8 protein-coding genes and 3 pseudogenes are annotated in these 15,099 nt (G+C 70.4%); all 11 read right to left on the bottom strand.

Going from position 1 to position 15,099, the window contains the following annotated elements:
- Positions 1 to 4 precede the first annotated feature (4 nt).
- Positions 5 to 2,089 (bottom strand): annotated as a pseudogene (locus ACFJIX_RS23055) (TonB-dependent receptor); the annotation flags it as partial.
- Between the two features lie 171 nt (positions 2,090 to 2,260).
- Complete coding sequence (locus ACFJIX_RS23050; RefSeq protein ID WP_377155014.1) at positions 2,261 to 3,211, bottom strand: hypothetical protein; 951 nt, start codon at positions 3,209 to 3,211, stop codon at positions 2,261 to 2,263.
- Entirely contained in the window at positions 3,208 to 4,221 is a 1,014-nt protein-coding gene (locus ACFJIX_RS23045) for a family 43 glycosylhydrolase (RefSeq protein WP_377155013.1), read from the bottom strand. Before ACFJIX_RS23045 ends, ACFJIX_RS23050 begins: the two co-directional genes overlap by 4 nt.
- Before the next feature lie 228 nt (positions 4,222 to 4,449).
- Positions 4,450 to 5,835, bottom strand: coding sequence for a glycoside hydrolase family 5 protein (locus tag ACFJIX_RS23040; RefSeq protein ID WP_377155012.1), 1,386 nt, complete (start codon positions 5,833 to 5,835; stop codon positions 4,450 to 4,452).
- A 37-nt stretch (positions 5,836 to 5,872) separates the two neighbouring features.
- On the bottom strand, positions 5,873 to 6,289 hold the full coding sequence (locus ACFJIX_RS23035; RefSeq protein ID WP_377155011.1) for an MFS transporter: 417 nt from the start codon (positions 6,287 to 6,289) through the stop codon (positions 5,873 to 5,875).
- A gap of 5 nt (positions 6,290 to 6,294) precedes the next feature.
- Positions 6,295 to 7,218, bottom strand: a pseudogene (locus tag ACFJIX_RS23030) (MFS transporter); the annotation flags it as partial.
- Between the two features lie 131 nt (positions 7,219 to 7,349).
- Complete coding sequence (locus tag ACFJIX_RS23025) at positions 7,350 to 8,729, bottom strand: GH1 family beta-glucosidase (protein ID WP_377155010.1); 1,380 nt, start codon at positions 8,727 to 8,729, stop codon at positions 7,350 to 7,352.
- A gap of 87 nt (positions 8,730 to 8,816) precedes the next feature.
- Positions 8,817 to 10,163, bottom strand: coding sequence for a GDSL-type esterase/lipase family protein (locus ACFJIX_RS23020; protein ID WP_377155009.1), 1,347 nt, complete (start codon positions 10,161 to 10,163; stop codon positions 8,817 to 8,819).
- A gap of 25 nt (positions 10,164 to 10,188) precedes the next feature.
- Positions 10,189 to 10,674 (bottom strand): glycoside hydrolase family 95-like protein, encoded by a 486-nt coding sequence (locus ACFJIX_RS23015; protein ID WP_377161906.1) that lies wholly within the window; start codon positions 10,672 to 10,674, stop codon positions 10,189 to 10,191.
- Between the two features lie 94 nt (positions 10,675 to 10,768).
- Positions 10,769 to 12,652, bottom strand: a pseudogene (locus ACFJIX_RS23010) (glycoside hydrolase N-terminal domain-containing protein); the annotation flags it as partial.
- An 89-nt stretch (positions 12,653 to 12,741) separates the two neighbouring features.
- Positions 12,742 to 15,048, bottom strand: a complete 2,307-nt coding sequence (locus ACFJIX_RS23005; protein ID WP_377155008.1) for a hypothetical protein — start codon at positions 15,046 to 15,048, stop codon at positions 12,742 to 12,744.
- Positions 15,049 to 15,099 lie beyond the last annotated feature (51 nt).

The following is a 15,099-nucleotide window of genomic DNA, read 5'->3' as shown; positions in this document are numbered from 1 at the left end:
GCGGTTCTTGAACTTGTGCTCGAACACGGTGCCGGTGACCGAGCCGGGTCTTGGCGAAGTAGTACTCGAGCGCGACGTCGGTGTTGTTCGACTCGGTCGGCTTCAGGTCGGGATTGCCGCCCGACAGCGTGCCGAAGGTGGTGCCGCCGCCGGGCGGCGAGTTGGTCTGCCCGGGGTTGTAGTCGACGAAGTTGGGACGCTCGATCGTCTTGCCCCAGACCAGCCGGCTGACCAGGCGCGGGGTCAGGTCGGCGCGCAACGACAGGGTCGGCAGCGCGTCGGTGCGCGACGTGTCGACCAGCACCGGGGTGATCACGTTGGACGAGACGTCCCGGGAATTGCCGCGCAGCGTCTGCTCGGTGCGGACCAGCCGCACGCCGGCCACGCCGGAGACGGGCACGCCCCACGCGTCGAAGCCGAACTTGGCGCGTCCGTACACGGCGCTGGTCTTCTCGGTGTCGTCGAACAGCGTCATCGGGTCGTAGGGCGTCAGCGTCGTGCTGCCGGTCAGCATCTGGCGGAACGCGTCGCCGTTGTCGAGCAGCCAGTCGCGGGACGCGAAGACGTAGCGTTTCACGCCGAAGTCGCCGTAGGTCTTGGGCGACACCTCGTAGACGCCGGGGAAGTTGGTCAGCGTCTGGCCCACCGCCGAGAACGAGGTCGTCCACGGCATGTTGCTGTTGATCGACATCGCATCGCGCTTGGCCAGGCGCACGCCGGTGCTGAGCTCCTTCAGGAAGCCGTCCCCCATGTCGTAGTCGGCATCGGCGCGCCAGTCGGTGGAGCGGCCCTCGCGGCGGCCGCGCACGTCGACGCCGCCGTTGACGTGGAAGTTCGCGGCGTCGGTCAGGTCCAGGCCGGGATAGTCGATGTAGCCGCCGCCGCCGCGCACCATCGCGACGGTGCTGGTGGGGTTGTAGCCGGTGTCCAGGATGCGGTTGACCCAGTCGATCTCGCTGCGCGTGCGGGCCAGCTCGGTGCTGACCTTCAGTCGATCGGTGATGCGCCAGTTGCCGCCCAGGGCCAGCTGGTTGTTGCCGACCTCGTCGTGCTTGGCCTGCGTCGAGGTGAACCCCCAACCCGGATAGTTGGTGTTGGTGGCGGTGTCGAGGTTGTCGGTGCCCGGCTTGGTCGTGATCACGGTGCCGGGCGCCGGGCGCCAGGCGCCGTCGTTGAACATGCCGATGCCGCCCACCAGGAACGACAGCTGATAGCGGTGGTCGATGCGGGTGCCGAAGCCTTCGAGGTAGATCTCGGCATCCTTGTTCGGCTTCCATTGCAGGGCGAAGTTGCCGGCGACGCGCTTGCGGTCGCCGAGGGCGAAGACGCGGCCCATCGAGTCGGTGCCCAGGACCGGGTTCGTGCGGCCCGGCACGACGATCTGCTCGGGATTGCCGACGAAGCCGGTTTCATCGTGGTACTGGCCGCGCTGGTAGGACAGGCCGATCAGCGCACCCATCTCGCCCAGGTCCGTCTTCCAGCGGTTGGACGCCATGCCGGAGATGTCCGGGTTGTTCGTCTTGGCCTTGTCGCGGCGTTCGCCGCGGGCGGACACGACCAGTTGCGCGTCCTTGAAGTCCAGCGGGCGGTTGGTGCGCACGTCGATGACGCCGGCGGTGCCGCCTTCGGGCAGCGAGGCTTCCTGCGTCTTGTAGACGTCGATGCGCTTGAGCATGGTCGCCGGCACGTCGGACAGGTACAGGCTGCGGCCCGAGTCCGAGAAGAACTCGCGGCCGTTGAGCAGCGTGACCACGCCGCCCAGGCCCCGGACGATCACGCCGCTGGCCTCGCCGTTGTTGCGCTGGATCTGCACGCCGGTGACGCGGCCCAGGATCTCGGCCACGTTCTTGTCGGGGAACTTGCCGATGTCCTCGGCGACGATCGAGTCGACCACCTGGTCGCTGTTCTGCTTGATCGTCTGGGCCGACTCGGCCGAGCGGCGCATGCCGGTGACGACCACCGTCTCGAGCTGGTTGTCGTCCGCCTTCTTCTTCTCTTCAGGCGCCTGCTGGGCGTGGGCGCCCGCGATGAGGCCCAGAACGGTGGCGGCAGCCGCGGTGCCGCGCAACGCGAAAGGAATCTTGCTCATGTTGTCTCCGTCGTTTTTATGGCTGGTCGCACCGGCAGGGTCCCGGACGACGCCCACAAGCCCCTCAGGGTCCTTTGTCGAGCGGAGCTGATGCTAGGAAAGCGTGCGATTCAGAGCCAATCACATTTTCCAGTTGCGCAATGCCAAATTCGGCATCAGGGCAGGCCCGGATTACCGGGCGGGCGGATTCACGAACCGGTCGACCTCGCGCGCCAGGACCGCGTCGCGCAGCTTCCCCACCCAGGCCAGCACGGCGGCGCGGCGCTCGGGATGGTCCGCCGCGCCGAGCTCGTCCATGACGGAGTCGGCGAGCGTTGCATGGCGGCAATCGCCGTCGATCAGGCAGGGCGCCCAGACGAGTTCGTTGCTGTCGTCGCAGGGCAGGCCGAGCGAGCAGGCCAGCAGCACCGCCGCGGCCTCCATCTCGCGGCGTTCGGTCTCGTCCCCATGGCGCCGGCCGTCGAAGACGTACGCCTCGCCGTCACGCTGCAGCAGGCCCGGGCCGAGCGCCGCCAGCATCAGCGGATCGGGGCGGTCGAGGATGGCCGCCATCCGGTCACGCGCCTCGGCGCTGCCCGGTTGCACCTGCCGGTCCCTCAGCGCGATGAGCGGATCGATCGATCCCGGCGGGACGTTCATCGCCTCCTGGATCTCTTCGGGCTGCAGTTGCGCGCACGCGGCGGCGAGCTGGTCGCGCTGGCGCGCGGCCCGTTGCGCCCGCGGATTGTTCAGGTCCAGCGACACCGGCTCAGCCACCTGCGCCCGCATCGCCATCAGCTCGAGCGTCGCGCAGGGCTGGACCAGCGCCCGCGCATACAGCCAGCCGCCGTCGGCGCGGTGGCGCAGCGCGGTGAGGACGCTGGCCCGCAACTCGCCGGGCGGCGCGTGCAGCAAGGCCGGGAGATCCGGCCTGTCGGCGTCCGGCATCGCGGCGGCCGCCTCGGCGACCCTCACCGTGCCCGGCGCACGGGCGGACCGGCCCACGTCGAGGGGCGACATCGGCGCCTGATGCGCGACGGCCAGAACGACCGGCTCACGGCCTTCGTCCACCAGGCAGCCCGCGACGAAGCCCGTCAGCGCGCCGCCCAGCACGGCCCCGAGCGTGAGCCTGGCGGGGTTCACCAGACCGCCTGCGGCCAGCCGTCGCTGCCCCAGGTCACGTTGTTGATGAACAGCACCGGCGCGCCGTTGTTCTGCGCGTCGTAGGCGTGCCAGGCGATCACCGAGCCGTCCGCGAGCAGCGACTGTCCGCCCGGTCCCTTGAAGCGCGAGCCGCTGGACGCCAGCACCGTGCCGCCGCCCGACATCATCGCCACGCCGGCCTTGTCGACATAGGGACCGGTGATGGCGCTCGATCGCCCGACGACGATGCGGTAGGTGCTGTTGGCGCCCTGGCAGCAGGCGTTCTTGGACGCGAACAGGTAGTACCAGGTCGTGCCGTTGGTCGCGTGCGAGATGACGAAGCCGTTCTCGATGCCGTTGACGGTGTCGCGCGCGATGTTGGTCGGGTTGCCCGACGGCTTCAGCGTGGTGCTGCTGACCGGCCGGATGAAGATGCCGTTCCAGAACGAGCCGTAGACCAGGTAGGGGCTGCCGCCGACGGTCTTGGCGAGGGCGGGGTCGATGGCGTTGAAGGTGTCGCCGGCCTGCGAGCTGACGACCGCGCCCTGGTCCACCCATTTCCCGGCGGCGATGCCGCCCGCCGAGGTGGTCAGCCCGATCGCGGATTTCTGCGAGCCGAAGCTCGACACCGCGTAATAGCAGTAGCCCAGCGAGCCCCATTCGCCGCACCCCGGCGCCCAGACCTGGGCGGTCTTGTTGGCGGGGATGTAGGACTTCCACCAGGACAGGCCGCCGCTGAAAATCGGCTGGCCCTGCGTCCAGGCGTGGCCGTCGCTGGAGAACTTCACGCCGATGCCGCCGTTGTCGGTGGTCTCGAAGATCCACCACGTGGCGCTGGTCTTGTAGATGTCGGGATCGTGCGTGCCGAGCGAGCCGCTGAGCGTCCAGGGCGCGGCCAGGGCCGCGCTCGTCGCCACCATCGACAGGGCGGCCAGCGGCAGGGCGAGCGCGGCGCGGGTGGAGTGAAGCCAGCGTGCCGCCGTCGCCAGGCGCGGGAATGCGAGGGTCATGTCTTGTCTCCGGTCCGTATTGATTGGTTCTCATGGCCGCGCGGTCGCGCGGGAGCACGCAGGCGCTCTGCGTGCCCGCTGGCGATGCTAGGAAACGGGCCAGGCAGGGACCAATGAATTCGGTGCCGGCGGCGATACCGCTTCGGGCATCGCGGGCATCGCGGGCATCGGGTGGAGACGGCGGAGGACGTGGAGAAAGCGGATCCGGACTCGCCGGATCCGGCCGCGTCATTTCGCCGCGTCGACGATCGCGCTGATCACGCCGGGATAGACCTGGCCGCCGGTCGCGCGATCGAACAGCCCGGTGCTGTGGTTGGACGCCGCGCCCCCGGCGTCCCAGTAGACCGGCACGGCGCCGTGCGTCCATGCCGAACGCGCGACGTAGCGGTCCCACGCCGTGCGATACGTCTCCGCACCGGGGAACTCGGTCCGGCGGATCGCGCCGAACTCGCCCAGGATCACCGGGATGCCCTGGTCCACGAAGCGCGTCTTCATCTTCTGGAACTGCCCGTCGACGTAGGCCTCGTTGGCCCAGGTCTCCGTGTTGGCGGCGCTGGTCGCCCCCGCGCCCCATTGCCAGATGCTGCTGCCTTCATTGAGCGTGAAGTTGTACGGGTCGTAGAAGTGCACTTCCATCATCAGCCGGCGCGCCACCGAGTCGCTCGGCACCGTCGCGAAATTGACGGTGTGATCGATGTTGGTGTTGAAGCCCTGGACCACCAGGTGCCGCGCCAGGTTGCCGCCGCCGGTCGCGCGCACCGCGTTGACGAAGGTCTGGTTGAAGCTGTTCTGCACCGTGTAGTACTCGACCGTCGGCGTGCCGTAGTCGCCCGTCACCATGACCTCGTTGGTGCCCGCGAACAGCAGCGTGTCGTCGTAGCCCTTGAAGGTGTTGGCGATCTGGGTCCAGAACTTCGTGATGCGCGCGTTGACCGTCGCCTGCTGCGCATAGGTCGGCTGCATCCAGCCGCCGTCCCAGTGGATGTTGATCATCGTGTACAGGCCGGCGTTGTGCGCGTCATCCACCACCTGCTTCACCCGCGCCATCCACGTCGCGCCGATGTTGTCGTTGGCGTCCGCGTACTGCTTCCACGACACGGGGATGCGCACCGTCTTGAAGCCCGCCGCCTTCACCGCGTTGAACATGGCCTGCGTCACCGCCGGGTTGCCCCAGGCGGTCTCGCCGCCGATGGCCTCGAGCGAGTTGCCCAGGTTCCAGCCCGCGCCCATCAGCTTGGACAGCTGCAGGCTGGTCAGGTCGCGCATGCCGGGCACGGTGATCGCGAAGCTCTGCGTGGTCTTGGCGCCGCAGGCGTTGGTGTAGGTCGCCACCGCCGCGCAACTGGCCTTGGCGGTCAGGCCGAGCTCCCGGCTGCCGGACGATGCGCCGCAGCCGGACCAGCTCCACGCGCCGCCGCTGGTCGGTTGCGGACCCAGGGTGACCGTCCCGCCGGCGGCGACCGTGGCCGCCGCGCCCTGCGTCCAGGCGCCGCTGCCGACCTTGACATAGGGCTTGATCGCCGTCGGCGTGCAGCTCTGCGCCGCCGCCTCCAGGCCGGTGATCGGGCCGAGCGCCGCGGTGAGCAGCGCGATCAGGGAAGCTCGTGTCGTCATCGTGTCTCCGTCTTGTGGGTGAATGGATGCGGACCGCTCACACGGTGCCGCGCTGCGCCTCCAGGCGCTGCCGGATCTCCTCCATGCCGCGCTCGGTCAGCTCGAACCGCAGCACCGCCACCAACGCCATCAGCAGCCCGGCCACGGGGATGCCGGACAGCAGGAGGCGGATCATGAAGATCGCGTGCTCGCTCTGCACCGGCACCTTCGAATCGAAGCCGGTGAACTGCAGGATCCAGCCCGAGGCGCCGACGCCCAGGGCGATGCCGACCTTCGAGATCCAGGACTGGCAGGCCGCGAAGGAGCCTTCGCGGCGCTGGCCGGTCTGGAGTTCGTCGTAATCGATGACGTCGGCGACCGCGGAGCCGTAGATCGTCCAGAAACCGGCCCCGGTGAAGGCGACGAATCCGCAGGCCAGCAGCTGCAGCGCGGGGCGTTCCGGTCGTAGAGCCACCAGTCCCCGATGAACGCGCAGATCGCCAGCGACAGCACCAGCGCCAGCGCCGCCCGCTTGCCGTGCCGCCGTGCGACGAGGTTGAAGAACGGGATGCCCAGGAAGCCGAACGCCATGCCGGACAGGCCCATCGCGGTGTTCCATTGGGTGGCCAGCGTGACGTCGCCCTTGCAGACGTAGTACACCGTCGCGTAGTAGCCGAGCGCCGCGACCATCGCGGTGCCGATGCCGTAGGCCAGCATCATCCCGAGCAGATGCCGGAACGGCCGGCAGCGCAGGGTGCGCCACAGTGTGTCGGCGAAGGGGATGTGGGTCTGCGAATGCGCGACCAGCTTCTCGTAGTAGCGCTCGCGCACGGTCATGAACATCACGACCGACACCGCCACCATCACCGCCCCCAGCAGCGCGCAATAGGTCTGCGCGCCGCGCAGGATGTCGGGCTTGCCGTCCGCGCCGTGGAACCACGCGAGCGTGGTGAACTGCGCGGCGAAGAACATCGCCAGCTCCGGCACCTTCTGGATCGCGTTCTTGATCGACATCACGTTGGTGCGCTCGTGATAGTCGGGCGTCATCTCCGAGCCCAGGCTGAGCCACGGCATGTTGAAGCAGCTCATGACCGGCACGTAAATCACCGTCGAGAGCACCATGAACATGAAGTACTGCATGTCCGTCCAGCCGCGCCCCACCGCGAACATCAGCGGCAGACCGATGCCGGCCAGGACGCCGCCGATCAGGATGAAGGGCCGGCGCCGCCCGTAGCGGGTGCGCGTGTTGTCGGAGATCCAGCCGAAGATCGCGTCCGAGGCGGCGTCGACGATGATCTTGATCATCTGCGCCGTCGAGATCAGTCCCGGCGCGACGCCCAGGAAGACGTTGAAGACGTGGAAGGCCAGGGACGCGTAGAGCCAGTGCCCCCACAGGTCGATCATCGAGCCCAGCCCGTAGCCGAGCTTCTGCGGCATCGGGACGCGGTCGTGCGGGCGCATCGCGTGAGGCATCGGCGCGGCGCCGGCGGCGGCGGACGGGGAGTTCAGGCTGTTGGCACTCATGGGGCGCGGGCTCAGAGAATCTGCCGTTCCTGGATGATCCGCGCGTAGTAGCGCGCGGACAGCTTGGGCGTGCGCGCCAAGGTGTCGTAGTCGCAGTGCACGAGGCCGAAGCGGCGCTGGTAGCCGTCCTCCCATTCGAAGTTGTCGATGAACGACCAGAGGAAATAACCGTCCACCGGCACGCCGTCGCCGATCGCGCGATGCAGTTCGCGCAGGTGGCCGCGCAGGAAGTCGCGCCGGTGCAGGTCGTGGCACTCGCCGCCGACGAGCGGCTCGTCGTCGTAGCCGCAGCCGTTCTCGGTGATGTAGATCGAGCGGTGGCCGTAGAGCTCCGCCGCCATGCGGGGCGCCCAGTACATCGACTGCGGCACCAGGTGCAGCCACGGCGGATCGGCGCGCGGGTAGTTCTTCGGCAGCGCGAGCTGCTCGTAGCCGGCCGCGTTGCTGGCGGCACGGACATAGTGCCCGGTGTAGATGTTCAGCCCGAGGAAATCGGTCGGCTGGCTGATCAGCGCGAAGTCGCCCGGCAGCACGGTCGGGGCGGCGTCGCCGACGCGCGCGAGGTAGGACTCGGGGTAATGGCCCGCATGGATCGCACCGAGGATGTGGGCGTTGCGGTCGCGGAACCACGCGGTCGCGGCGGCGATGTCCTCGGGGGTCTCGCTGACGGGCACGCTGACGTCGCAGTTGTCGGTCAGGCCGACCTTCGCCCCCGGTCCGCCGTGCAGGCGCACCGCGCGCACCGCATGGCCGTGGGCGACGATCGCGTGGTGATAGGTCTGGTTGACGACCGCCTCCGGCTCGCGGCGGCCCGGCGCCTTGGTGCCGTAGCCGTAGGCCAGCATCGTGAAGCAGCGGATCTCGTTGAGCGTGATCCAGTGCGTCACCTCGCTCGCGAAGGCCTTCACGACGACCTCCGCATAACGCGCGAAGGCGTCGACGGTCTCGCGCGAGGTCCAGCCGCCGCGCGCCTCCAGCGCCATCGGCAGGTCCCAGTGGAACAGCGTGACCCACGGCGTGATGCCGTGCCGGCGCATGCTGGCGAACAGCCGATGGTAGAAGCGCAGTCCTTCCTCGTTCACCGCGCCGGTGCCGTCGGGAATGATCCGCGGCCAGGCGATCGACATCCGGTAGTCCTTGACGCCGAGCGAGGCCATCAGCGCGAAGTCCTCGTCGAAGCGGTGGTAGTGGTCGACGGCCACGTCCAGCGTGTCGCCGCCGTGGACCGCGCCGGGCTGGCGGCTGAAGCGGTCCCAGTTGGACTCGCCCTTGCCGCCCTCGAAGGCCGCGCCCTCGATCTGCGGCGCGGAGGCGGACACGCCGAACACGAAGGTGTCGGGGAAGGGCGACGCGTAGCCGAAGGCGGGCAGCGGCGACAAGGCGGGCGACACGGAGGGGGAGGGGTCAGGCGTGGAGGTCAAGGGACTGCTCGTGGTGTGAGGGTCGGAGGGGGTAAGCGCGACGCGGTGCGGGCCGGCTCAGCGGGCGGTCTTCAGCAGACGCGTCAGCGTCGGCTCGATGGCCTGCGCCAGTTGCTTGTAGCCGCGCTCGCTGAGGTGCAGGAAGTCGGGCATCACGTCCGGGGACAGCGTGCCGTCGGCGTTCGTCAGCGAGGCGCCGACGTCGAGGAAATGGATGACCTGCCCGTCGGCGAAGTCCCGGATGATGGCGTTGACCTGGTTGTTGATCGCGCGTGCACGGCCGTCGGGCTTGGCATCGCGCGGGAAGATCGCCAGCAGCAGGATCCGGGTCGAGGGCTGCCGCATGCGGATCTCGGTGATCAGGCGGCGCACGCCCGCGGCGGTCACGGCGGGCACGTCCTGGCGGTCGCCGGTGTTGTTGGTGCCGATCATCAGCACGGTGACCTTCGGCGCGATGCCGTCGATCTCGCCATGTTGAAGACGCCACAGCACGTTCTCGGTGTGGTCGCCGCCGAAGCCCAGGTTCAGCGCGTCGTAGCGGGCGAAGTACTCGGCCCAGACCGCCTTGCCGGCGTCCTCCCATCCCTGCGTGATCGAGTCGCCGATGAAGACGACCTCCGGGCTCCTGCCGCTCTCGCGCAGCGCGCGGACCGCGGCCAGCTTCTGCTCATGACGCGGCATCCACCAGTCCAGCGCCCAGGCCTGCATCAGCGGCGACGGGGTCAGCGACTCGGTGCGGTAGTCCGCGCAGACCGCGTTGGCCTGTCCGCGCCGCACGAAACGGACGTTGGCGATCGACAGCTCGCCGCTGCCGCTGGCTTCGACGGAGAAGGGCTGCCGCACCCGGCTGAAGTCGTCGCCGTCGCGATGGAAACACGACAGCGAGAACGACAGCCGCTGCCAGCCCTTGCCCTCCAGCGCGCGCCCGGGCATCAGGTAGTTGACCTTGCGTTCGCAGCCGTCGCCGCAGCCCAGCTTGAAGCCGAGACCGGCCTGGGACAGCGCCTTGACGTTGATGTCGAACTCCAGCGTGCCGTGCGCCAGATAGGGGCGCAGATCGACGGGCGGACCGCCGTCGATGCGCAGGTTGGCGAACCATGCTTCCTGCCACGTCATCGTGACCGCGTCGCGCGCGCCGTCCTTGGCACTGCGGCGGGCCGAGACCCGGCTCGCCTCGACCTGGGGCTTGGCGGGCTTGGGGACCTCGGCGCGATCACCGGTCAGCGGCGCGCTGAGCTCGAAGTCGGCGATCGTCCACTGATGGCCCGGCAGCGGCTGGTCGACGAAGACACGCAACTCGTCGGCGGCGCCGGCCGGGGGCGCGTCGGCGGCGAGCGCGGCCGGCACGACGCCGGACAAGGTCGCGGTGGAGAGGAGGGCGGCGGTCATGGTGAACTTGGACATGGGCGGGACTGTGGGAAGAGCGGATTCATCGGATCGGACGGAGCTCGCCGTCGAGGCGGCGGGTGTCTCCGGGCTTGAGCACGACCGTCGCGCGTCGGTCTCCGGCGCGCACGACGACGCGGCGCGCGGCCGCGAAGCCGTCGCGAGCGGCGCGCAGCGTCACCGCCGTCACGCGGCCCGCGGACCACGCAAGATCGACCTCGACGCCGCCGCGGGCGCGCAGTCCCGTCGCGCGGCCGTCGGGCCAGGCCGAGGGCAGGGCGGGCAGCAGCTGGAGCTCGCCGTCCTGCGACTGCAGCAGCATCTCGAGCACCGCGGCCGTGTAGCCGAAGTTGCCGTCGATCTGGAACGGCGGATGCGCGTCCAGCAGATTGGGATAGGTGCCGCCGGCGTTGTTGGATTCGGTGCCGGGACCGGCCTGCAATGCGGCGCGGGCGCCGGGTGTCGCGAGCAGGCCGCGCAGCATGCGGTAGGCCTGATCGCCGTCGCCGAGCCGTGCCCGGAACGCCATCTTCCAGGCCATCGACCAGCCGGTCCCCCGCGTCGCCGCGGGCTTCCAGCGTGCGGCGCGCGGCGGCCGCCCAGGCCGGCGTGCGCGCGGGCGAGATCTGCCGGCCCGGGAAGAGCGCGAACAGGTGCGACACGTGGCGGTGCGTGTCGCCCGGCGTGTCGAGCACCGGATCGCGCTTCTCGTCCAGCCATTCGAGCAACTGGCCCCAGCTGCCCACCTGCGGACCCGCGAGCCGGTCCCGCAGCGCGGCCACGTGCCCGCGCCAGGCCCGCTCGCCGCCGAGCGCGTCGGCCGCGGCGACGGCGTTGTTGAACAGGTCCCACAGGATCTGCTGGTCGTAGCTGACGCCGTCCTCGACCGGACCGTGCTCCGGCGACCAGCCCATCGGCGCGACCAGCCGGCCGTCGGGCAGCGCCACCAACTGGTCTTCCCAGAACGCGACGACCTCCTTCATCAGCGGCAGCGTGACCTCGCGCAGGAAGCGCGGGTCGCCGCCGAAGGCATAGTGCTCCCAGAAATGCTGCAGGTACCAGGCGTTGCCGGTCTTGTTCCAGAGGTAGCCCATGCCGCCGAACGGATTCGACTCCGTGCGCACGGTCCAGCCGCGGACCGGTCGGCCCTGCGCGGTCAGGAAGCGCGCTTCGGGCGGACGGACCTCGCCGGCATGCGCGCCGATGGGAATCGGCTCGCGGGAGACGACAGCGCCGGTCGCGGTCGCGCCGCCTGATGTCGATGTCGATGCTGAAGCTGATGCTCGCGCCGCGACCTCGGCGACCGCCCGGCGGTACATCGGGATCTGGCTTCGCACGAAGTCGAGGAAGGGCCGCGCCATCTCCGCCAGGTTGGCCGTCTCCGCCGGCCAGTAGTTCATCTGGACGTTGATGTTGGTGTGGTAGTCCGAATTCCAGGGCGGCGTGAGACTGTCGTTCCACAGGCCCTGCAGATTGGCGGGCAGCGAGTCGCGCGAGCTGGCGATCAGCAGGTAGCGGCCGTACTGCGCGTGCAGCGCCTCGAGCTCCGGATCGCGGCCCTCGGTGGTGTAGCGGCGCAGGCGCTCGCCGGTCGGCAGCGCGCGGCGCTCGTCGTCGCTGCGGCCGAGGTTCAACGCCAGCCGGGCGAAGAAGCGGCGGTGGTCCGCGATGTGCCGCTCGAGCAGCGTGGCCCACGGCTGCGCGGCGGCCGCATCGAGCTGCGCGACGACGCGCGGCAGCGGATCGATGCCACTGTCGAACGCCTTCGAGGCGTCGGGCAGGTAGCTGGTGCCGGCGGCCAGCACGATCGTCAGGGCGTCGCAATCGTTGAAGACGAGCCGGTCGCCCTCGACACGCACCGTGCCGCCTTCCGCGGTGAGGCGCACCTGCGCGGCATACCGCATGCGGTTGGCGGTGGGCGGCTGGTCGCCGGGCCGGCCGTCGGGCCCGGGCGGCGCATACCCGGCGAGCGAGCCCGTCGTCGTCAGCCGCGTGCCATGGGCGCCGTCCACGATCAGGCGCGCGCCGTGGCGGTCGGTCAGCGCGAGGCTGCCGCTGTACTGGCCGCCGCGATCGGCGCGCAGGCGCAGCACGATCGCCTGCGCGGGATGGCTCGCGAACGTCTCGCGGGTGAAGCGCACGTCGCCCCGCGTGTAGCTGACGCGATGGACGGCGTTGCCGATGTCGAGCTCGCGTCGATAGTCCTGGACGTCGCTGTCATGTCCGGGCAGCGACAGGATAAGGTCGCCGAAGGGCTGGTAGGCGCCCATCGATCGGCTGTCGCCGGTCCACAGCGTGTTCTCGTTGAACTGGATCCGGTCGCGCGCGAGGCCGCCGAAGAGCATCGCGCCGAGTCGTCCGTTGCCGATGGGCAAGGCCTGGCGCTCCCAGCCGTCCGGCGTGTCGGGCGCGGGCGAACGTTCGAACAGGCGCAGGTCGGCCGGCGCCGCGGCCGCAGTCTCGGTCGCCGCCGCCGCCGCCGCCGCCGCCGCTGATGCTGATGCCATCGGTGCGATGACGGCACCGATCACGGTCACGGCCGCGATCAGCAGCCGCACAGAAACGCGGGCTGCGAAGGAGGCGGCGCGCCGTTCGCTCACGTCGTGGCCCTCGGCTTGCCGACGACCACGCCGCGTCCATGGGGCGCCAGGAACACGGTGCCGTGCTCCAGCGGATCGGCGGCCATCGAGAGCAGACGTCCGTAGCGGTGCAGGTCGTCGCCGATGCGGACAAAGCTCCGGCCCTCATCGTCGCTGCGGAACAGGCCCTCGAGCGGCGAGGCGCCGCCCACCGACACCCGTCCCCAGACGTAGATCGCGTGGTACGCCGCGCCCGCCGCGCTCTTGCCCAGCGCCATCATCCAGGCCTCGGCGACCGGCTTGATCGTCTGCATCGGTTGATCGACGGCGGGCAGATGGAAGAGGCCGTTGGGCAGCGCGAACCACAGGTCGCGGCCGCGGCCCGGCGCGCACACCAGCTGCGCGTCCTGCCAGTCGCCGACCTTCGGCAGCCCGTCGACCGCGGGCTGGAAGCGCTGGCCGCCGTCGGTGCTCATCAGCACGCGGCCCTGCGCGCGGTCGAGCACGTAGAACACGCCTTCGACCGCGCGGTCCGCGATCGGTGCGAGCAGCGGGCTGCGATCGTCGGGCCATCCCTCGCTGCGCGACCAGCTGCGTCCCTTGTCCCTGGACCACATCGCCGGCTGCCGTTCCGGCGCCCACACGAGGAAGCCGCCCTTGGCGCTGACGGCGACCAGGCCCGTCGGCGCGCGATGGCCCCGCGCGTCCGCCGCCTGCCTCGGCGACGGCCCGAACGGGCGCCAGTTCAGCCCGCCGTCGACGGACACGTAGCCGCCGGTGGGCGCGTGGTCCGAGGTGCGCGCCAGCACGCGCGGCTCGAGCTCCGCGGCGTCGATCGATCGGTTGGTCTCGTTGCTCGGCGAGAACAGCCCCGCCGACGGGTTCTTCGCCAGGTCGTCCCAGGCCGCGCCGGACACGTCGCCCATCGCGGCGAGCAGCGTCGCGCCGCCGGACGGGCTCTTGATCTCGAGCGTCGCGGTTTCCTCGATGTTCTCGACCTCGAAACGCCACTCGACACGGCCGGCCGGCGTGCGCGTGGCCGCGGCCAGGGTGTCGGTCATCCACACGCCGTAGCCCGTGCCGTAGATCGCGCGGCTGCCGTCGTGGGGATCGAGCTTCACGTCGGCGATCCAGTGGCCCATCGGGTCCGGCCGTCGCGTCGCGCGCTTGTAATCGGCGAGCCAGGGGCGCGACGCCACGTCGTGCGTCGAGCGCGCGCCGATCGCGGTCCAGCTCGCGCCGCCGTCCTCGCTGAGAAAGAGATCGTCGCCGTCGACCCAGCGCTCGATCGTCGAGACGATCAGACGGCCCGGCCGCGCGCGGTCGACATCGAGACCGGAGTAGCCGAAGCCCTGCAGCCCCTGGCCAGGCTTGACCGGCGTGATCTCGGTCCAGACGGCGCGACCGCCGCGCGATTCGCGCTTCCAGACGCCGCCACGCGACGCGTAGCCGGGGTTGACCGCCTGCCCCGCATCGCCGCCCGCGAAGCTCACGTAGAGCACGCCGTCGGGTCCCATCGCCGCGTGCTGCGGCGCCATCGCCGGTGTGCCGGGTTCGCGGGCGAAGCTACGTCCGCCATCGTCCGAGACGTAGAGCCCCGGCTGGTCGTGGCTGCCCGCGTAGATCCGCGACGCCGCCTTGCCGGCCGCGCCGCTGGCCGCATCGATCAGCACCAGCGACACATGCCGCGCCGGCAACGCCAGCGGCTGGAAACTGCGGCCGCGGTCCGTGCTCTTGAGCAGGCCGTCCTGCGAGCTGCCGAGGTAGAGCACCTCGCCGACCCAGGGATCGACCTGCAGGCGTTCGCCGCTGCCGCGGCCGGGCGAGTTGCCGCCGATCTTGAGGCCGAGCCCGAGCGGGTGCGTCGTCCAGGTGCGGCCCCGGTCGCTGGAGGCGAGCAGCGCGCCGTCGCGCACCTCCTTGGACAGGTAGAGGCCGCAGGCCAGGTAGACGCGGTCCGAATCGTTCGGGTCGACCGCGACGCTCAGCACGCCCATCAGATCGGCGTCGGCCTTGTCGAGGTGGTCCAGCAGCGGCCACCAGCGCCGCGCCTTCGGATCGAACCGGTAGGCGCCGCCGATGTCGGTGCGGCAGTAGAGCAGTCCGGCCTCGCGCGGGTGGAAGACGAAACCGTCGACGAAGCCGCCGCCGCCGAAGGGCACGCTGCGCCAGTCGTAGGGCACGGCAGACGGCACGGCAGACTGCACGGCGGAAGCGCCGGTGGCGGCGAGCGCGCCTGAGAAGGCGGCGGGAAGAGGCCCCGCGATGGCGCCGCCGAGCGCGGCGAGACCGGCGGTGCGGGAGATGAAGCGGCGGCGTTGCATGCGCGATGTCTCGGGGTTGTGTGTCCGGTCAGCGGCCGATCAATGGGGGCC

This window comes from Roseateles sp. UC29_93, assembly GCF_042695725.1.
GTDB classification, from domain to species: Bacteria; Pseudomonadota; Gammaproteobacteria; order Burkholderiales; family Burkholderiaceae_C; genus Roseateles; species Roseateles noduli_A.
This window is presented reverse-complemented; position numbering and strand designations above follow the sequence as displayed.